Here is an 18901-nt window from a genome sequence, read left to right as displayed (position 1 = left end):
AGTTCTAGAAGGAACGCACAGCATGGCTGATCGACAGGAAGAGTCGTCGCAGTTCGCGCGAGAAGCGCAGGCGCGTCAACAGGGGTTCCTTGGTGAACTGTGGCAGTTCATCACGCAGAACAAGAAGTGGTGGCTGACGCCGATCGTCATCATCCTGGTCGTGTTCGGCTTGCTGATTGCCCTGGGCGGCACGGCTGCCGCGCCGTTCATCTACACGTTGTTCTAGTGCGTACGACCGTTGCGCAGTTCCGCCTCGGCGGTGTCGATGTACGCCCGGTAGCCCTGCGGGTCGACGAACGAATCAGCCGGGTTCTTCGCGGTCTGGCTCGCGACGAACTTGCGGTACCGGCCCCACCATCGTGCATGGGCGGTCACCCAGATGTCGGCGGGAAGGCTCCGCAGCAGGCGGACACTGCGCTCGCGGTCGGCCGCTTGTTCCGGATACGTCGACGTTGCGAGCACCCCCAGGTCGCACGCGCTCACGACGTTCAATACGCGGTCGCCATCCTGGACGGGGAACGACCAGGAGGTGCAGCCACGCGAATGCCCGGCGGTGATATGCGCGGTGAGCGCGATCGGCCCGACACGGATCGTGTCGCCGTCCTTGAAGCGATGGTCGACGCGCGGGGGCGGATAGCCGAGGACCCCGATCCAGATGAGGGCCCTCAACGGCAGGACGACGTCGGGATCGTCACCGCCGGCCGCGAGGGCGTCGCCGCTGGCGTCGCTGGCCCACACCTGCGCACCCGACGCCTGCTGGAGCACCGCCAGCCCGCCCCCGTGGTCCGGGTGCGGCTCCGAGTTCAGGAGCACCTTGACGTCCCTGATGTCGAAGCCAAGCTTCGCGATGCTCGCCATGATCATCCGCGCGGTGGTGGGATAGCCGGCATCGAGCACGACGTGCCCCTCAGGCCCGGTCATGAGGAAGGCGGAGACATCGCTCGCGCCGACGTAGTAGAAGTTGCCGGCGATGCGGAACGGTTCTGCGGGCTGCTGCCCGCCGATCTTGTTCGCGTTCCCCTGCCTGGCGACGAACACCAGGGTGAGAATGATCATCAGTCCCAGCCCAACCAGCACGCGCCGCCTCGTGAAGTGCCGCAATCTTCGCCCTCCACCTGCATGATCCTCGTTCGCGCCACCCGAGTCTTCAGCGTTTCGTGAGCATTGCGTCAGATCGTGGTGAGAGGGGCGCTATTGCGCAAGTCGTTGCGCGTTTCGGTGTCACCGAATCGGCAGTTCGGCCGAAGCTACCGATGGCTCCTATGTAGTCTCCGTTCTCGCTTGGCGTTGTCACGGTCGCGGAGCAGACCATCAGGGTTCGGGATCTCGCCGAGGCGCGTCTATCCGTTCCAGGCCATGTCGTGGGCGGCCGGGGTCATCAGCGGTATCGCGCTGTTGTTGACAGTCCGGCTGTCCAGTTCTGCACGATTGACAACGGCGCCTTGGGGTCGGTCTCGACAATCGCGCTCAGCAGAAAGCGCTCGCCGTTGCGCGTGACGGCGTAGGTTGGACCGGATGTGGCGGAGGCCGGGCGAAATGGAAACAGCACTGTTGGCGTGCCGGTTGTCAGGCTTGCGCCACCGCCTGCGACGGACACGGCCATCAACGTGCCGTCGAACGAATAGTAATAGAGCTCCTTGCCGTCGGCGCGCCAACGCGGTCCACTGCCGCCGGCCAGCGAAATCTGCCGTTTCCCGCCGTGCGTCGGGAAACTCTCTACGTACACTTCAACCAGCCCTGACTCATCCGAACTGTAGGCGATCCAGTTCGCGTTCGGAGAGAATGCCCCGCCGTTTTCCATCGCTGCTGTCTGGAGATAAGGAGACGGCTTGCGTTGGCCGCTGGTCGGCAACACGAAAATGTCGTGGTTGGTTTGTGGACCAATCTGTCGGTAGAGGAGGAAGCGCCCGTCTCGCGACCAGTCCAGGGGGAACTTCGGCTGTTCCGAGCGGAGCAACGGTGTATCTGTCCCCTGGCTGCTCACCTCCTTCTCGTATAGGTCAAAGCTTCCATTGCGTGTCGAAGTCCAGACGATGCGCTGGCCATCTGGGGACCAGATGCCCAGCAGGTCGCTCCCGGGATCGAAGGTGAATTTAGCCGGGTTGTCGCCAAGCGGATCTGTCAACCACAGATCGTTGTTGTTGGTGGCCAAATCTTTGCGCGCCACCACGATGCGCGATTCATCTGGGGACAGGACAGGGACACCGACGTTGTCCAGTTGCGCCAGCACATGTAGAGGCGTGCCATGGCGATCGACCCACAGCAACTGACTGCGTTGCCGGTCGATATGCGGGTCATAAATCAATAGCCCGTTGTCCGCCGCCGTAAAGTTCCGGCGGCGATAGCTGAGATTGGCGCCTTGCACCGTGCCGAGCCGAGCAGCGATGGGCTCCGCTTCGCCGCTGGTGTGCAACCCGTCGGAGTCGAAGGCCAGCGCCATCAGCCCGCCTTCACGACCAAAGAGCAGGTAGCCGCGGTGGCGATCGTTCGGATCGCCAGCGACAAATATGGCATTGGAATCGTGGTCGAGGACACGTTGTCGAAGTTTGCCATCGAGAGAGCCCACATGAATGCCACCCGCATTCTTCTTGCCGCCGCTGATGGCCAGGTAGAGAAAACGGCGTCCATCGGGCAGGAAAAATGGCTCGTGTAAATCGGTCTGTCCGGGATCGGCGTGCAGCACTACTTCAGGAGTACCACCCGAGGCCGAGACCCGGAGGATCTGGGGAACTCCCAGCACGGTAAACAGAATGACGCCCTCCCGGTTCCACGTGCCACCTGTCCCGGCCGATGCCCGGCACAGCGGCACGGGCAGGCCGCCGCCCAGTTCTACCTTCTTCAGTTTTCCGCTGGCAAAGAACCCGACAACACGGCTGTCCGGTGACCAGAACGGGTGCGACGCGCCGTCTGTGCTTTCCACGGGAATGGCTTTGTCATGTGCCAGGGAACGCAGCCAGAGTTGGACCCGACTGCCGGTCGCAGCCGTGAAAGCCAGCCACTTTCCGTCGGGCGACAGGGCGATGTCTCCGAAGCTGGCGTCTTCCGGCGGCAGCAGGGACGCCTTCAGAAGCCGCGGGGGGTCGGGCGTCCCGCGACGGATTTGGCCGATCCACAGCGCGACGACGAGTAGAGTCATCGCGGCGGCCACCAACCAGGGCACGGTCACGAGCCTTCGTGTGTTGGTGGCGGGCAGGGGGACCTGCCCCTCTCTTGCCTCCGCCTGGCGTGGCGGCTCCGCCACGACCTGTGGTGCCAACTCGGGCCCCTGCGCCGTCAAAGGCGCGACGGCGCGCACGTCGGCGACGAAACGGTAGCCACGCTTCGGGACGGTTTCGATGAACCTCCGCCCGTTCTCGCCATCGCCGAGTACCCGGCGCAACTTGAAGATGTTGTCGGCGAGATTGTTTTCCTCGACGAAGCTGTCCGGCCACAGCGTGCTGAGCAAGGTTTCCTTGTCCAGCAGCCGACCCGGCTGATCCACGAGCGCCAACAACAAATCAAAGGCCTTGGGGGTCAGCGGGACGGTCACGCCGCGACGCGACAACAGGCGCTCGGCCTCGTCCAGGCGGAACTCGCCGAACTCGTACAAGCGCCTTTCGCTCTTTGACATACACCCGATGCGAGGATTCTACGAGACGTCGGTGACCGGGGCGAGAAAAACACGACCTGCAGCAGAGGACTTCCGGTGCCGCACTCGGCCACTCTGCCGGGTGAGGTGACCAATGAGACGACTTCTACCCGCGTCGAGCTTGTACGTGGCCCACACATGCGTCTGCCTGGCCTTTGGTGTGTCCGCCGTGTCGGTCGCGGCCCAGCCCACGTCCAGGCCCATCCGGCAGTCAACGACCGCCATCACTCGTGGCCACTCGATCGGCCAGCCTTCGACGGGCGTCAGCGTCAGGTATCCGACGATGCTGGACATGACGTTCCCGGAGTTCGAGGCGGCGGTGAAACGGACCGACATCGTGCTGTTGCCCGTCGGCTCCATCGAGGAGCACAGTGCCCATCTGCCGCTCAGCACCGACGCGATCAATTCCACGGCCCTGCTGTTCCACGTGCAGCAGTACCTGCGCAACGCCAGCGTCGAGACGATTCTCGGCCCGCCGCTGAACATCGGCATCACATACGACGCCGGCGACGGGACGAGTACCGCCGACCCGAAGTACCCAGGGAACCTGACCGTCAGGGAGTCGACGTTCGCCTCGCTGTATCTCGACGTGCTGCGGTCGCTGCGCGCGAACGGCTTGCGACGGGCCTTCCTGTGGCCCGGGCACGGCGCGGGCGGACACAACGAGGCCCTGATTCAGGCCGTCGAGGAGGCCAACCGGACGATCGACGGCATGCACGCGTACGTGATGATCGATAGCGAGCGCCTGCAAGCGATGAAGCTGACGCCGAGCGCGCACGTCCTGTCCGTCGAGAAGGGACGCAACTTCGAGTTGCTGGCGCAGCTCCTCGGCCGCGGCGCGGAGATGCCCCGTACCACGCACGCCGACGGAGTCGAAACGAGCTGGACCCTCTACTTCCATCCAGAGGTGGTGCGCCCGGGCTACCAGCAGTTGCCAGCGCCACCGCTGTCCATCCTCGACAATGGCGGCGTCGAAACGGGGCGGTCGACGAACCCGAGTGGCAGTGGCGGGTTCCCCTTCGACAAGGCTTCGGCGGCGGTCGGCAAGCAGATCGTCGACTACAAGACTGCCCGCATCGGCGACACCATACTGCGCGTGGTGAGGGCGAAGTGACTTACGGAACGCTGAATTCCATTCCGATCGAGCTGGAGCCGTCGTTTCAAATGTCGCTGGGGCGGGAGCGACACGTCAGTCGACAATGTTGGGATTGACAGATGAGCACCCGCTGTCCTGCATGGTTTCTGGGAACTCGCGCTGTACGAGTCACATCCGAGTGCCTGACCATCGACGGCGAGGACGGTGGCACCCATGAGCCAGCGACAGGACGACCTCGGATCGGGCGTCAGGGATCTCCTCATTGACACACCACGCGGACGACTCTTCACCCGCGCCTGGGGCGAACACGATTGCTGGAAGGCGCTCGCGCCCATCGTGCTCATACACGATTCCCTGGGGTCGGTCGACCTCTGGCGCGACTTTCCTTCAAGGCTGACGGCGTCGACCGGTCATCCCGTGATTGCGTACGACTGACTCGGGTTCGGCCGGTCTGATGAGCATCGCGGCACGCTCGAGACGCCCGGCTTCGTTCGGCATGAGGCAGTGACCAGCCTTCCGGCCCTGCGCTCCACACTCGCCATCGATCGCATGATTCTCTTCGGTCACAGCGTGGGAGGCGCAATGGCCCTCGTCGCGGCTGCCGAACTGGGCGACGAGATCGTTGGCGTCATCACCGAAGCAGCGCAGGTGTTTGTGGAGGCACGCACGCTCGCGGGCATCCGCGCAGCGAAGGAGGCCTTTGCTGCTCCCGGACAGATCGATCGGCTTGCGCGCCATCACGGCGCCAAGGCCCGCTGGGTCCTCGACGCCTGGACTGAAAGCTGGCTCGCGCCTGCCTTCGCGAACTGGACCATCGACGCCGATCTTCGTCGTATTCGCTGCCCCATTCTCGCCATGCATGGCGACCGCGATGACTACGGTTCTCGCGCCCATCCGGAACGAATTGCTGCGCTCGCACCGACCGCCGCCGATATCGTGTGGCTCAGTGCGTGTGGCCACGTCCCGCACCGTGAACAAACAGACGCGGTGCTGACCGCGATCCAGACGTTCATCGCAAACCGAGTGACGTCCCGCTGACACCGAAGATCCGGGCTTGAAGGAGTCGCGTCACCCAGGGACGGGCGATTGTCTGGCGCAGGACCGGCGCGAGCAGGCCAAGAGACCGCGCGCACAGCAGTGGCGTAAGGGCTGGCTGTCCGCTGGTTGGCCAAGGCGACCGCTGCCACGACGAACCACATCGCGCCGGGGGCCTGGTGATGAAGGCTTTCGCGGTACTCACGACGCCCTGCTTTCTGGTGCCGTATCCTGCCCGTCGTGTGGCGGGATCACCGTGTCGATCGGGCACGCAGCCGCGTCTCCTTCAGCGCGTGACGCCAGTCCGAGCAGCTGCTTGCGCTGCATGATGAAGTGGACGACGCGGACGACGAGTCTTGTCAACAACAACGGTAGTCCGTGGAATCGGTAGCCCGGTCCGCCACGGACGCGCACAAGCAGACGCGTCAGGCCGGGCGCGATCTCATCGAGCACAAACGTCCACGTCACGTCCAACGTGCCATCGGGCGCCAGCCAGCCAAGCGTCAATGCCCGCTCGGGTTCGATCGCCAGTAGCGTGAATCCCTCCGTCATGCCCGGCAGCGCAGGGAAGAGTGCGCCAACCGCCGGATGCTGGAGCGCCGGCACGATGCGCCTGACGCTCGGTTGCCGGCCGTTGTCGAGCCAGTCGTAGCTGTACCAGCCACCGCGGCTGCCGGCGCCCATCTGCACGAGCCAAGGCCACACATCGCGCGGCGCGCGTCCAATCGTGACGCCGTGCGTCAGCGTGTCGATGGCCTGTGCAATCCGCTCGTCTCCGGGGAGGGCCCGTGCGCGTTCGTCCATGGTCGCGCGGACCGATCGCCAGCGCCGCCGGGAACCGAGCGGGCCGACGGCAGCGCGTTCGGCGCGCCGGCGAACCGCCCGCAACAGTTGCCAGGTGGCAAAGGCTCCCATCGGTTTGATCACGCGCCAGTACCGTGCGAACTTCCGCTCCGCGAGTGGCGACAGCGCGCGTGTGGCGTGCTCCAGGACCAGCCAGTTCTCACCCGTCCGACCGGTTGGCGCCACGCGCACGCTCATGAACAGCTGCTCGTGGCTGGGATCGTCGAAGGCCTCGAATGCTGTCCGGCTGGCGAATCGCTGCGGCGCCTGATGCACACGGTGCAGTAGTGCGGCCAACCCGCTGATCACCTCCCGCGGCGCATCGTCGCGGAGGACAAGAGTGCCGCCTTCCATGACCGCCTTCATGAACGGGCGCCTCGAGTCGGCGGCCGGCATGCGGCCAGCCAGGCGCGACGGGAAGTGACGGAGCTCACCGAGCAGCCAGGCGAACCTCATCTCGCGCAGCGTGACGTCGCGAAGCGCCTGGAAGATGGCCTCCGAGGGCGCCTTGACGACGACGGCAATGCGGTCCCGAAATTGGGCGCCACGCGCAGTGACCTCGAATGGCGGAGATGGCGGAACAGGGGAGCGACGCGTCATGGGCGCACCTCGTGCGGCCGCCTGTCTGAAACGCATGAATCCTGCCGTCGCGGGCGGGCCCTATTGGGGTATCTCGCCGAGATCCCGTCGGTGTCCGTGGGGAAAAGTACCGACCGAGTGCTGACTATTCGGCAGGTGCGACGCGTCCCACGTCCGAGGCGGCGTAGACCAGCCGTTGCAGCACGCGAGCGGCGCAACACCCTCTCGCTTCGACCTGGCATCCGGCCTGCTGTTTATTGCTCGCACGGGAAGCACCAGTCGACGGCGCAGCATGCTGCCAGCTTCGAGAGTTCAGCGCCGTCCGAGACCTTTCCACGCCTCAACCCAGTTCTGCACGACGATGACCTGTGGCGGACTGGCCGCCGTGTTTTCACCGGGTGCGCTCTTGATCACGAGAAAACGCCGGCCGTCCGGCGAGACATCGTAAGTGCGAAGGCTGATGCTGACCTCGCGAAGAACGTCCGGGTCCATCACCCTCACCGGAGCCTGTGGCTTCCACGTTCGGCCCGGCACGACCGGCACGCTCATCAGGCTGCCATCGAGTGATTGATAGAACAGTTCCCGGCCGTCCCTGGCCCACAGTGGCTGGACGCCGCCGGTGGTCGATACCTGCGCCATGGCGTCGTTCACGTTGGGGAACGGGCGCACGAAGATCTGGGAACCACCATCGAAGCCGGCATGCGCCAGCCACTGGCCGTTCGGCGAGATCACACCTTGCTGTTGGGGTTGTTGGGTGCGGACGACGGGCTGGACACGACGACTCTTGTCCAACGTCAGCGTCATCACGTTGGCATTCTCCGTGTACAGAACGGCACTGCCGTCGTTGAGCACCGATGTTGCACGCCTGATCCCCACACTCTCAGTCAGGCGTTCCGCGGCTCCGCTTCCGTCCGCCGCCTGCCAGAACAGTGCCCCAATGCTGCTGCCTCGCGTGAAGATCAGGCGTTGGCCATCTGCTGTCCAGAGGGGAGACTGGTCCAGACCCGGATCGGTGGTCACGCGCGTCAAGGTCTCGCGGACCAGATCCCACACCCAGATGTCGTGGTCGCCATCGTCGATCTGCACCGCCACCCGGGTGCCATCCGGCGACAGCCGCGCAGCGGCGTACGGTCGGATCGGCATTGCGTGAATCTCCTCTTGCCTCCCGCTGCGATCGACCCACACCAGCCTGCGCCTGGACGCCGCGCCACCTCCGGTCACGTACGCCAATGTGCCGTCGCGAGCGACATCGAATTCGGCCGCACCGGTCGGCAGCATCAAGACCTGCGGGACGACCACATGTGCGACGCCCGTCGGCTCGAGGCGCGAGAGGTCGAACGCCACGGCCCACAGCGCTTCGCCGGCGACATACACCAGGTGGCCGCTCGACACGTATTGCGCCTGGCTCGCGTTCGGAATCAGGCTTTTCCAGGTCCCCGCCTTGACGTCGAGCACCGCGACCTGCGCCGCCTCCATGCCACCCGTCAGCGACGTGACGGTAAACAGCGCCGCACGGCTGCCCGGCAGGTAGTGCGGCCAGAAGTGATCGGCTTCGCCACGCTCGCGATCGGGCCGCGTCACCAGCTGCGGCGCACCACCAGAGGCCGGCACACGCAGCAGGCCGGTCTCGAGCGCACCTGTTGCGACCAGAATGCTGTCGTCGTCGCCCCACGTGGCACCGCGGCTCGGACCGTCAAAGATCGCGATCTGCCGCGGCGGCCCGCCCGAGATCGCTACCTTTCGGAGCGACAGATCAATGCCACGCTCGAAGAAACCGACCCATTGCCCATCGGGCGAGGAAAACGGTCCCTTCGGCAACCCTCCTCTCGTCAATGGCGAGGGTTCGAGCTGATCGAGGCTACGGACGAATAACTGCGTACTCTCGCCACTGCTCCCGCCCTTGTAGATGATGCGGGCGCCGTCGGCCGTCACGGCGATATCGCGCGACTGTGGATCGACAAACAGCGCGTTCGCTCCGGTCGCCGCGACCGAGAACCGGAGCACCCGTGGGGCCTTGGGACGCATGGCGACCCAGACGGCTGCGCCAGTGGCAGCTCCAGTCAAGGCCACGACAACGGCTGGAACGATGAACCGCCGCCAGAACGGCCGCGGAATCGCGTGTGTTGCGCGATCGGGCCCGGCGCCGGTCAGCGTCGCTTCATCGGGATGCTCCAGCACGATTCGTGCTTCGCCGATATCACGCAACCGCCGTCGGATGTCTCGGTCGAGGCAGCGACCTATCAACCGGCGAATGCGATCCGGAGTCGATGGGCCCAGAGCTGACCACTCAATCTCCTCTCGCAGAACCGCCGCAATCGTGTCGGCGGCGTTCTCGCCCTGGAACGTGCGCCGCCGCGACAGCATCTCGTAGAGCACGGCGCCGAAGGCCCAAATGTCGCTCCGCCGGTCCGCTTCCTCGCCACGCGCCTGTTCCGGACTGAGGTAGGCCGGCGTGCCGAATATGACACCGCGCGCAACCAGGGAAGGACTGGTGAGCGTCGGTGACGCCAAGCCGTCCCCACGGTTGGCGGTGTCGGTCGCCAGCACCTTGGCCAACCCGAAGTCGAGCAGCTTCACCGCGCCGTCCGGTCGCAGTTTGATGTTCGACGGCTTCAGGTCACGATGCACGATGCCCCGCTCGTGCGCCGCTTCCAGGGCTTCGGCGATCTGGCGCGCGATCGCGACAACCTGGTCCAGTGGAATCGGCCCGGCCTCGATGCGATCGGCCAGCGTCGGACCGTCAACCAGCTCCAGGACGAGCGCGTGCACACCATCGGAGTTCTCGAGACCGTGGATCGCCCCGATATTCGGATGATTCAGCGATGCGAGGACCTGTGCTTCCCGCCTGAAGCGGGCGAGCCGATCAGCGTGCTCCTCAGTACCCACGGTCGGTGGCAACACCTTGACCGCAACGTCACGGCCGAGCCGCGTGTCGTGCGCTCGATACACCTCACCCATGCCGCCGCTTCCGATGAACCCGATGATCTGCAAGTGCCCGGCGATCACGTCCCCGGACTCGAGCCGGTCCGCAGCGAGGAGGACCTGACCGTCGAGCCATCGGTGCGGCACGGCGCTCGCTCGCAGCATCCCCTCTACGTCGGCAGCGAGGGCCACATCGCCGCCGCAGGCACGCTCCACCAGCGAAGCACGTTCGGCAGGCGGCTGGGCAAGCGCCGCCTCGAAGATCGCGCGCGCACGCTGGAACGGCGCCGGACTACGACCGTGCTCGGGGCTCGTGTCGGTCATTTGCGGCGACAACCCTGGGTCACACTCTGTTTAGCGGACAGGCGAGTCAGCCAGTATCATGCCTCACGGGCATGATGACCGATACACCAGCGGCGGCGGACATCACCGGCCGGCTCGCCAGATGGCGGCACGGAGATGACGAAGCGCGCAACCAGTTGTTTGCCTTGGTCCAGCCCCAGCTGCGGCACCTGGCTGCCCGGCTGCTTCACCGTGAACGTCGCGACCATACACTCGAGCCGAACGCCGTCGTCAACGAGCTCTGTCTACGTCTGATCGGCAGCGAGCCGCTGTCCTATCAGGACCGCGCACACTTCTTCGCGGTCGCGGCCCAGACGATGCGGCGTATTCTCATCGATCACGCACGCGCGCGTGTCGCTGGCAAGCGCGGCGGCAAACAGCGCCGCGTCGCCCTATCCGACCTCGAAGGCTGGGGCACGCTGCCGCCAAGCGACGAGCTGCTGGACCTCGACACGCTGCTCTCAGAGCTAGAGACCGCAGATCGCCGCGCGGCCACGGTCGTCGAGCTGCGCTTCTTCGGCGGCATGCAGGAAGAAGAGATCGCCGAGGCCCTGAGCGTCTCGGTCATCACCGTGAAGCGCGATTGGAAGGCTGCCCGCGCCTGGCTCGCCGCACGCTTGCAGTAACCGAGTGATACGTGACGCCCGCTCTCTCCGCTATAGCGGATGAAGGAGGCTACATGCCGACTCGCCGCGTTCATGTTCTCACCACCGTCCGATTGGTTGTGCTGGTCTCGATGATCCTGGTTCAGCGCAATGGTGCCCAGGGCGCTGACGGGCAGAGTGGGGCGGTCCCACCTCCCGCACTCGACGCCAGACGGCTGTCCCGCACGGCCGAGGCACAACTCGGCGTCCTGCCCGCGCAGCCGCTGTACTGGCACATCTACGAGTACACGTCGCGAGCGGCGGCTGAAGCGGCTCGAGGAGATCGAGGAACGGCCGCGGAGGTCTTCGGCCGTCATTGGCTCTACGCCATTGCCGATGATCAGTGGCGGCCAGCGGGGGGCGAGAAGATCGCGCTCATCGGTCCCCTCCAGGTCGCCACCGACACGGCCTACACCGCACGCTATATGGAGGCGCTATTCCCTTGGGCTGGACCGCAGCCCTACGGCGACGGTTCCGGGCACCGTCATCCAGGTCCAGAAGCGTGGTACGTCGTGAGCGGAGCGCAGTGCCTCGAGACGCCGAATGGTCTCATCGTGGCGAGCGCCGGCTGGGGCGCCATGGTGCCGGATGGCTGGCCGATGGCCATCTCGAGCGTCGGTGGGGAGACTCGGCGGGCGCTGGTGCTGATCCTGCATCGCAGCGCCGAATCGTATTCGATGGCGGTCGACGGGACGCCGCGCATACCGGTTTCGGCCGTCAGAGATCATCGAAGTCACGGCGTTCCCCATTCTGATTGGAAACCCCAAGGTCTCTGCGCCAAGTGGCAGCGATGACACGGAGTACGACATGGGTCGATTGACGACGGCGATCTTCGTGTGTCTGCTCGTGCCGGCTGCCGTATCGGCTCAAACGCGGATCGAGAAGAACGTCATCTACGGCATGTATTCCGGTCTGGCGCTGCTCATGGACATTCATCGTCCAGACACGCCGAATGGCCTGGGAATCATCTATGTATCCGGCAGTGGCTGGCAGGCGCCGCTCGGGTACGACGCCGCCGGCTTGAAGGACAACGCCCAGCTCGCCGCCTGGACATCGCCGCTGCTTCGCGCAGGCTACACGGTGTTCGTGATCAATCATCGCGCCGCACCGCGGTTCCACTATCCCGCCGCGATCGATGACGTCCAGCGCGCCATCCGCTACGTCCGACACCACGCGATGCGGTTCGACATTGATGGCCTGCGCCTGGGTGGCGTTGGTGGATCGTCGGGTGCGCATCTCGTTGGGCTTGCGGCGATGCTCGCGGCCCCTGGCCTCGTCGATGATGCGGATCCCGTGAATCGAGAGCCGGCGACGCTTCAGGCCGTTGTCCTTCGCGCTGCCGCCACCGATTTGACGCAGATGCGGGGTGGCGGCGCACTGATGCCGATGGCAGTCTTCATGAACGCCATCCCGCCGCATCGCGAGTTGCCGCCAGGAGCCTCCGCGTCTGCCCGCGCGGTCGTCAACGCGCCATCTAATCTCCGTGCGTATACCGCTGCGTCGCCGCTCGCGCACGTCGCTGCGTCGTCACCGCCGGTGCTGCTGCTCCATGGGGACGCCGATACCGAAGTGCCGTTCCAGCAGGCTGTGGCGATGGAAGCAGCGCTGCGCGCGGTGAACGTCCCCACGAAATTGATTCGCCTATCCGGCGGCGGTCATGGCGCCAACTTCCCAGTCGAGGGGGAACCGCACCCAGCGTTGCCGAACGCTCTCGACGAGATGGTCCGTTGGCTGAATCAATACCTGAAAGGCGCACATTGACCAGTGCGGTGCTAGAGATCGTTGGCGTCATCACCGAAGCAGCGCAGGTGTTCGTGGAGGCACGCACGCTCGCGGGCATCCGCGCAGCCAAGGAGGGCTTTGCTGCTCCCGGACAGATCGATCGGCTCGCGCGCCATCACGGCGCCAAGGCCCGTTGGGTCCTCGACGCCTGGACTGAAAGCTGGCTCGCGCCTGCCTTCGCGAACTGGACCATCGACGCCGATCTTCGTCGTATTCGCTGCGCCATTCTCGCCATGCATGGCAACCGCGATGACTACGGTTCTCGCGCTCATCCGGAACGAATTGCCGCGCTCGCACCGACCGCCGCCGATATCGTGTGGCTCAGTGCGTGTGGCCACGTCCCGCACCGTGCACAAACAGACGCGGTGCTGACCGCGATCCAGACGTTCATCGCCAACCGGGTGACGCTCAGAACTACGGACGCACCGGGCGCAGGTTGTTCTTGACCACCGCGGTCGCGATCGCGCGTCCCAGCACCCCGCCACTGGTCTGATCGAAGCGCCAGTGAATGCCGCCATACACCCGCGCATCATCCACGTCATCGGCGATCGCCTTCAGCTGCGAGTACTGCACCGTGATTGTCGCGGCCGGGAGAGACCCAAGCGCCGGCACGTTGTTCGTGATCGTGATGTCGTGACCGGCAGCGCCGAAGAGACGCCTCATGACCTCGAGACCGGCACCGGTACCGCCGGCGTGATTCGACGGATAGCTCGGAAAGCATGGCGTGGGGATGAACGTCGCGAAGCCGGCATCGCCGTCGGTCTTGTCATTGTCATCCGACCAGCCGTTGCGAATCCCCGTTTCAGGTCGCCAGACGTTGTGGTGATACTTGTTGTAGAACGACGCGACGAGGCTGTCGTTGATGCCCATCATGATCAGCGCGAGGGCACGCGCATTCTCCGACAGCGACAAGCCCTTTGCCGTCGAGATCTGCCGTGTCGCCATACTCGCTACGAAACTCGGTGACGAGGCAGCGTACAACCTCGCGACCTCGGCTCGATCCGCCGGGCGATCGGAACTGGTGCTCGAGCCCACGGTCATCACCTCGTAGTAGTCCTTCGTATATTGCCGGCTCCCGAGGGAGGGCGGTGGCGTCAGGAGAAAGGCGCTGGCGTTCGGGATGCCGAACGGCGTGACGTTCTGCCAGTTGTAGAAGAGGCCAGCCGCGCAGCCCGTCGTGAGCTGGTAATCGCCGGCAAGCGTCGACGAGGGAATGAGTGTCGTCAGAGGCGCAGATCCGTCAGTCGCGCGGAGCGCGATCATCGCATTCGCCGCGGCCAGGCCTACCCCCATGCCGGCAGTCTTCGCCGGGCCATTGGGAATGGCGCCGAGGTCGAGGTCACGAGCGGCGTCGAGCCCCGGCGTTGCGGCTGGAAAGTAGTTCGTCAGGGCTCTGTGGGCCGCAGTGATGACGGCGGCATCCACCGACGCGCCCGCGGCCGCGGCCGTCGCTGGTTCGAGATATGGCTCATAGTCTCCGGTAACGGCGTTCACGGCCTCGAACACTGAGAGCTGAACGATCGCCATGACGCGCGCCTGGTTGAACGGGGTCGTCGCGACGGCCGTCCTCGCCGCAGTGTCGTTCCACTTCAGAACCATGTCCTCCGCGTTGGCCGAGGCAGGGTCGAATACCAGCCCGACGAGCAGCACCACCGTTGACAGACGGAGGATCGATCCGACCACTGCGCCACGCAGAGTCCTGATTCCCGAGGTCATAGAGTCTCCTTTGCCACCTGCGCAGCGAATGAGGAACGCCGGAATGCCGCCGTAGCGACGATCGCCGAAGTCGGCTCCGCCGTTCATGCCTGGAATCCCGAGGACCTCCCGCCCGTAGTTGCCCAGGGCGATGTCGGAGACCCGTGTGTCCGTAGTAGGCAGAACCTACTCTGCTGGTGCGACAAAAGCAACGAATTCGTCCGAAGATCCGGACCTGGCGGAGTATCTTCACCCTGATTCTCCGATGAGCTGCCGAGGTATCCTCACCAAGGCTGCCGCCATGGATGTCGAACTCCAGAGCTTTCCGGTCCGATGATAGTTTTCGCGCCCAGTCCTCGCGTCTGGAGTCAGGAGGCTCCAATGAGGACTTCGCGCTCGTTGACGGCAGTGCTTGGGTTCTTGGTCACAATCGCCGCCCCGGCCAGCGCTGACGTAATCAGCGACTGGGTGGAGGCTGCGCGAACGATCGGCGAGGAAACGCGCGGGACGCCTGAGGGACTCGGCGCCGGCAGGTTTGTCCACACGCAGGTTGCCCTCGCCATGTTCGAGGCGGTGAACGCCATCGACCGCCGTTATGAGTCCTATCTCGGCTTTCCGAAGACGTTGACGCCGGCCTCGCAAGAGGCAGCGGCATCAGTCGCCGCGCACGACATCCTGAAAGCGAGCTATCCGGCGCGCGCGGGAAGCTTCGGCCAGAGCCTTGCGTTCGCGCTTGGAGCGATTCCCGATGGACCGGAAAAAACAGTCGGCGTCCAGGTCGGCAGGGACGCTGCAGCAGCAGTCCGGAACCGCACCGTGCTGGACAGCACGATGAAGGTGCCGGAATATCGTCCCCGAGGGATTCCGGGTGTGTACATCCTTACGGATCTGCCCCTCCTGCCGCTGTCGGCATACGCGACGATCCCATGGATTCTCAGAACCCGCGACGAAGTGCTCCCCCCGCCACCACCTGCGCTGACGAGCGAACGCTACGCCAGGGATCTCGACGAGGTCCGCAGGTTGGGCGGAAAGGATTCTATCGAGCGCACACCAGCGCAGACTGCCGCGGCGAATTTCTGGGCCGGTAACCGAACGGATCTGGCCATGCGACTGCTGACCAACAAGCCGGAACGCGGCCTGGTGAGCAACGCGCGCACCTATGCTTTGCGGGAAATGGCCTACGATGATGCCACCACGACCGTGGCAATCGCCAAATACGACGCCGCGTTGTGGAGACCGATCACCGCAATTCGTAATGCGGATCAGGACGAGAATCCGCTGACGACTCTGGATCCCGCCTGGCTGCCGCTGCTGCAGACCCCGCGATTTGCCGAGTACCCGTGTGGTCACTGCATCGGGGCGGCTGTCGCGTCCGGACTCATCGAAGCGGAGTTCGGCCGGGACGCGCGAATGACGTTTCTCGACCCGACGATGCCTGGTGCTGGACGGACCGTGACGCCCAACGAGTACGTCCGTGAAGTGTCGATGTCGCGAATCTACGCGGGAGTGCACTACCGGTTTGCCAATGACGCCGCCGAGGAAATGGGCCGGAGCATTGCGAGACTCGCGGTGCAGCGCCACATGCGGCCGTTGAATCCAGGATCCGAGCCCTAGAGCGGCGCGCGGAGCTTCTGTGTCTGGGGCGGCAGGCCGACGCGCCGTAACAGTCGGGAGAACCGCGGATCCGAGTAGATCCGGTAGCGCTCCCAGCGGGGGTCGACGAACAAGCGAAGCACGCAAAAGCCGCCCTCGTCATAGGCTTTGTCGAGCCAGCGGAAAGCCTCGCGATCCTCGCCGAGCATCGCGTGAAGCTCCGCCACGAATAGGGCGGGAACGTACTCGTGTGTTTGTCGGGTCAGCAACTCTTCCAGGATTTGGCGCGTTTCAGGCGGTCGGCCCGCCAGCGTGTGAAATCGATTGATGAAGATTCTTGCCGGATAGACATGTGAGGTCTGCGGACTCTGATCGAAGAGAGCGGCCGCCTCCTCGACGAGCCCCTTCTGCTCGTATGCTTCCCCCAGGTTGAACCGTGCCCGCCCAAAGGTCGGGTCGATCTCGAGTGCTTTTCGCAGCTGCACAATGGCGCGGTCCGGCTGCCGCGCGAAATTGTAGGTCATGCCCAGATCGGTCGCGATCGCCAACGACACCGGGTCCAGCTGTTCGGCGCGCTTCAGCGAAGCGATGGCCTCGTCGAAGCGACGCATGAATGCGAGGAACACGCCGTACCTATGGTGGGCTGAGGGGTAGCGGGGATCCAGTGCGAGCGCGGCCTTGAATTCCCGTTCCGCGCCGGCCCAGTCCCAGTCTGCCATGTGCCGGATCGCGGCCATCGTGACCCGCGCTTCCACATTCGCAGGATCCAGGCGAATGGCCTCGAGCGCTGCTCGCCTCGCGCGCGGCAGATAGTCGCGGGGCGGTCCGGGCGCCGCGGGGTTGCCGGTAAGTGCGAAGTACGAATCGGCAAGCCCGGCGTACGCAGGTGCATGCGTCGGATCGATCTTCAGGGCCTCTTCGAAATACTTGATGCTGCTCTCGACTCCAGCGATCGTGCGCTTGTTCCAGAAGAACCGGCCCTTGACGTACAGCTGACGCGCGGCTGACTCGTCGCGCGGGGGAATGCTGGGAGGAGATTCCGTGTAGCTCGCCGAGACGAGGCCACCGACGATAAGCGCCAGCACTGCCGCCGCAGCGGCTCCCGGTTTTCGCGCGTTCCGTCCACCCTGGGAGACTGCCCGTAACTCCGCGAGCAGCTCTCGCATCTGCTGGTGCCGGTCGTGCGAATTCTTCCGCAGCGTTTTCTGAACGATGCGATCCAGCTCCGAGGGCACGCCACCCTTTCGCAGGATGTCAGGGGGGGCGTCCTTGAGAATCGAAGCAATCGTCGCGGCGACGGTGGACCCGCCAAACGGCGGTCGACCGGCGAGCATTTCGAACATCACCACGCCAAGGCTGAAGACGTCGCTTCGTCGGTCGACGTCGCGCCCTTCCGCCTGCTCCGGCGACATATAGGGCGTGGTGCCGAGGACGACTCCGGGCAGCGTCTCGTCGGTCGATATGGGCCGCGCCTCCACTGTCAGCCGTTTGGCCAGCCCGAAATCGACCACCTTCACCACGCCATCGGGCCGCAACATCACGTTCTCCGGCTTGATGTCGCGATGGACGATCCCCGCGTCGTGCGCCGCCTCGAGTGCACTGGCGATCTGAGTGGCGATGCTGCACGTCTCGGCTGCTCCGATTGGCCTGCGCATGCGCGCCCGAAGCGTCTCCCCCTCGACCATCTCGGTGGCGATGTAGTGATGATCGCCGGCGCACCCGACGTCATAGACGACGGCGATATTGGGATGATTGAGTGAGGACGCGGTTCTTGCTTCACGCGCCAGCCGGTCAAGACAGCCAGGCACGCGGTGTGAAGCGGAGTGAAGCACCTTGAGCGCGACCCTGCGGCCGAGCCGCGTGTCCTCGGCCAGATACACATCGCCCATCCCGCCCGATCCGAGGTGGTGGATTACGCCGTACGGTCCGAGACGGTCGCCAGGTTCAACTGGCCCCTGATTGGGGAAGAGGAGGTCCGACGCAACCTGCGACACGTGCGCATTCAGCAGACCGTCGCGTTCGTGGGCGCTCAGCAGCGACTCGATCTCGCGGCGGAGCGAGTCATCGCCGGCGCACTGCGCAGCAACGAACCGTTCGCGCCCGGACGATGGCTGCGCGAGTGCGGCGTGCAGGAGATCGTCGATCTGGCGCCAGCGCTCGATGTTCATAGGCCGCCGGCCTCCGTGCGATTTCCTGTCTCGCGATGCAGCCAGGCTTTGGCGGTCGTCCAGTCACGAATCACGGTCACTGCGGAGACACCGAGAATGTGCGCGGTCTCCTCAACGCTGAGGCCACCGAAGAATCGCAGCTCCACGACTTGCGACTTTCGGTAATCGACCGACGCCAGCACCTTCAACGCATCGTCGAGGGCGATCAGGTCGCGCGTCCGTTCGAGAGCAATGTCGCCTGCTTCACCAAGCGACACGTGCCACACGCCACCGCCTCGACGGTCGCACTGCCTCGCCCGGGCGACAAGAATCCGACGCATCATCCGCGCCGCCACGGCAAAGAAGTGCGCACGGTTCTGCCACTTGGCTGACTGGCCGACCAGACGGAGGTAGGCTTCGTGGACCAGCGCCGTCGGCTGCAACGACGGCGACCGCTCTCGCACCATGTGACGACGCGCAATTCGATGGAGCTCGTCGTACACGAGCGACATGAGCGGATCGAGCACGGCTTCGTCTCCGTCCGCCCATGCCAAGAGCAGTTGCGTCACTGTCTGGCCAGCCATCGTGGACCGAC

General features: G+C 65.1%; 14 protein-coding genes and 1 pseudogene. 8 read left to right on the top strand and 7 right to left on the bottom strand.

Going from position 1 to position 18901, the window contains the following annotated elements; all coding sequences use genetic code 11:
• The first annotated feature begins 22 nt into the window (after window positions 1–22).
• Window positions 23–226, top strand: coding sequence for a DUF5989 family protein (locus tag LuPra_RS05560; protein WP_110169828.1), 204 nt, complete (start codon window positions 23–25; stop codon window positions 224–226).
• On the opposite strand, the gene bla is transcribed toward LuPra_RS05560, so the two are convergent.
• Together bla and LuPra_RS05550 are read right to left on the bottom strand one after the other, a co-directional pair.
• Complete coding sequence (bla, locus tag LuPra_RS05555) at window positions 223–1077, bottom strand: metallo-beta-lactamase (protein WP_110169827.1); 855 nt, start codon at window positions 1075–1077, stop codon at window positions 223–225. The two genes, LuPra_RS05560 and bla, sit on opposite strands and share 4 nt — an antisense overlap.
• 301 nt (window positions 1078–1378) lie before the next feature.
• Window positions 1379–3589 (bottom strand): winged helix-turn-helix domain-containing protein, encoded by a 2211-nt coding sequence (locus tag LuPra_RS05550; RefSeq protein ID WP_234800743.1) that lies wholly within the window; start codon window positions 3587–3589, stop codon window positions 1379–1381.
• A 133-nt stretch (window positions 3590–3722) separates the two neighbouring features.
• Here LuPra_RS05550 and LuPra_RS05545 point away from each other — a divergent pair, with 133 nt between their 5' ends.
• Together LuPra_RS05545 and LuPra_RS05540 are read left to right on the top strand one after the other, a co-directional pair.
• Window positions 3723–4742 carry a creatininase family protein gene (locus tag LuPra_RS05545; protein WP_110169825.1) on the top strand — a complete coding sequence of 340 codons (1020 nt, stop codon included), beginning with the start codon at window positions 3723–3725 and terminating at the stop codon, window positions 4740–4742.
• Window positions 4743–4937: 195 nt separating this feature from the next.
• Window positions 4938–5762: pseudogene (locus LuPra_RS05540) on the top strand (alpha/beta fold hydrolase).
• A 198-nt stretch (window positions 5763–5960) separates the two neighbouring features.
• On the opposite strand, the gene LuPra_RS05535 reads toward LuPra_RS05540, so the two are convergent.
• Together LuPra_RS05535 and LuPra_RS05530 are read right to left on the bottom strand one after the other, a co-directional pair.
• The gene (locus tag LuPra_RS05535) at window positions 5961–7202 is read right to left on the bottom strand and encodes a hypothetical protein (RefSeq protein ID WP_110169824.1); all 1242 of its coding nucleotides are present in this window, start codon (window positions 7200–7202) and stop codon (window positions 5961–5963) included.
• 291 nt (window positions 7203–7493) lie between these two features.
• Window positions 7494–10427, bottom strand: coding sequence for a protein kinase domain-containing protein (locus LuPra_RS05530; protein WP_110169823.1), 2934 nt, complete (start codon window positions 10425–10427; stop codon window positions 7494–7496).
• Window positions 10428–10498: 71 nt separating this feature from the next.
• On the opposite strand from LuPra_RS05530, the gene LuPra_RS05525 reads away from it, so the two are divergent.
• The 4 genes from LuPra_RS05525 to LuPra_RS05510 are packed head-to-tail and all read left to right on the top strand — an operon-like array spanning window position 10499 to window position 13317.
• Window positions 10499–11071, top strand: coding sequence for an ECF-type sigma factor (locus LuPra_RS05525; RefSeq protein ID WP_234800742.1), 573 nt, complete (start codon window positions 10499–10501; stop codon window positions 11069–11071).
• Between the two features lie 53 nt (window positions 11072–11124).
• Entirely contained in the window at window positions 11125–11883 is a 759-nt protein-coding gene (locus LuPra_RS05520; protein ID WP_110169822.1) for a hypothetical protein, read from the top strand.
• Between the two features lie 13 nt (window positions 11884–11896).
• Entirely contained in the window at window positions 11897–12850 is a 954-nt protein-coding gene (locus LuPra_RS05515) for an alpha/beta hydrolase (RefSeq protein ID WP_110169821.1), read from the top strand.
• The gene (locus LuPra_RS05510) at window positions 12847–13317 is read left to right on the top strand and encodes an alpha/beta fold hydrolase (protein ID WP_157898778.1); all 471 of its coding nucleotides are present in this window, start codon (window positions 12847–12849) and stop codon (window positions 13315–13317) included. The genes LuPra_RS05515 and LuPra_RS05510 overlap by 4 nt, the downstream gene beginning before the upstream one ends.
• Here LuPra_RS05510 and LuPra_RS05505 read toward each other — a convergent pair.
• Window positions 13286–14587, bottom strand: coding sequence for a vanadium-dependent haloperoxidase (locus tag LuPra_RS05505; protein ID WP_157898777.1), 1302 nt, complete (start codon window positions 14585–14587; stop codon window positions 13286–13288). The genes LuPra_RS05510 and LuPra_RS05505 overlap by 32 nt on opposite strands.
• A 360-nt stretch (window positions 14588–14947) precedes the next feature.
• Between LuPra_RS05505 and LuPra_RS05500 the strand changes: the two genes are divergently transcribed.
• Window positions 14948–16180 (top strand): vanadium-dependent haloperoxidase, encoded by a 1233-nt coding sequence (locus LuPra_RS05500; RefSeq protein ID WP_110169818.1) that lies wholly within the window; start codon window positions 14948–14950, stop codon window positions 16178–16180.
• On the opposite strand, the gene LuPra_RS05495 is transcribed toward LuPra_RS05500, so the two are convergent.
• Together LuPra_RS05495 and LuPra_RS05490 are read right to left on the bottom strand one after the other, a co-directional pair.
• Window positions 16177–18327: a serine/threonine-protein kinase gene (locus tag LuPra_RS05495; RefSeq protein ID WP_110169817.1), complete on the bottom strand. Its 2151-nt coding sequence runs from the start codon at window positions 18325–18327 to the stop codon at window positions 16177–16179. The genes LuPra_RS05500 and LuPra_RS05495 overlap by 4 nt on opposite strands.
• Window positions 18324–18890: a sigma-70 family RNA polymerase sigma factor gene (locus tag LuPra_RS05490; protein ID WP_110169816.1), complete on the bottom strand. Its 567-nt coding sequence runs from the start codon at window positions 18888–18890 to the stop codon at window positions 18324–18326. The genes LuPra_RS05495 and LuPra_RS05490 overlap by 4 nt, the downstream gene beginning before the upstream one ends.
• Window positions 18891–18901: the final 11 nt, after the last annotated feature.

The sequence above is a fragment of the Luteitalea pratensis genome (genome assembly GCF_001618865.1).
Lineage (GTDB): Bacteria > Acidobacteriota > Vicinamibacteria > Vicinamibacterales > Vicinamibacteraceae > Luteitalea > Luteitalea pratensis.
Note: the sequence above shows the minus strand (reverse complement) of the source record. Positions and strands in the feature narration are given on the sequence as shown.

What these genes read in the sequence shown, in the direction of transcription:
- LuPra_RS05560 (WP_110169828.1), top strand. Translation starts at nt 23, where the DNA reads ATGGCTGATCGACAGGAAGAGTCGTCGCAGTTCGCGCGAGAAGCGCAG.
- LuPra_RS05545 (WP_110169825.1), top strand. Translation starts at nt 3,723, where the DNA reads ATGAGACGACTTCTACCCGCGTCGAGCTTGTACGTGGCCCACACATGC.
- LuPra_RS05535 (WP_110169824.1), bottom strand. Translation starts at nt 7,202, where the DNA reads ATGACGCGTCGCTCCCCTGTTCCGCCATCTCCGCCATTCGAGGTCACT.
- LuPra_RS05530 (WP_110169823.1), bottom strand. Translation starts at nt 10,427, where the DNA reads ATGACCGACACGAGCCCCGAGCACGGTCGTAGTCCGGCGCCGTTCCAG.
- LuPra_RS05525 (WP_234800742.1), top strand. Translation starts at nt 10,499, where the DNA reads ATGATGACCGATACACCAGCGGCGGCGGACATCACCGGCCGGCTCGCC.
- LuPra_RS05520 (WP_110169822.1), top strand. Translation starts at nt 11,125, where the DNA reads ATGCCGACTCGCCGCGTTCATGTTCTCACCACCGTCCGATTGGTTGTG.
- LuPra_RS05515 (WP_110169821.1), top strand. Translation starts at nt 11,897, where the DNA reads ATGGGTCGATTGACGACGGCGATCTTCGTGTGTCTGCTCGTGCCGGCT.
- LuPra_RS05505 (WP_157898777.1), bottom strand. Translation starts at nt 14,587, where the DNA reads ATGACCTCGGGAATCAGGACTCTGCGTGGCGCAGTGGTCGGATCGATC.
- LuPra_RS05500 (WP_110169818.1), top strand. Translation starts at nt 14,948, where the DNA reads ATGAGGACTTCGCGCTCGTTGACGGCAGTGCTTGGGTTCTTGGTCACA.
- LuPra_RS05495 (WP_110169817.1), bottom strand. Translation starts at nt 18,327, where the DNA reads ATGAACATCGAGCGCTGGCGCCAGATCGACGATCTCCTGCACGCCGCA.
- LuPra_RS05490 (WP_110169816.1), bottom strand. Translation starts at nt 18,890, where the DNA reads ATGGCTGGCCAGACAGTGACGCAACTGCTCTTGGCATGGGCGGACGGA.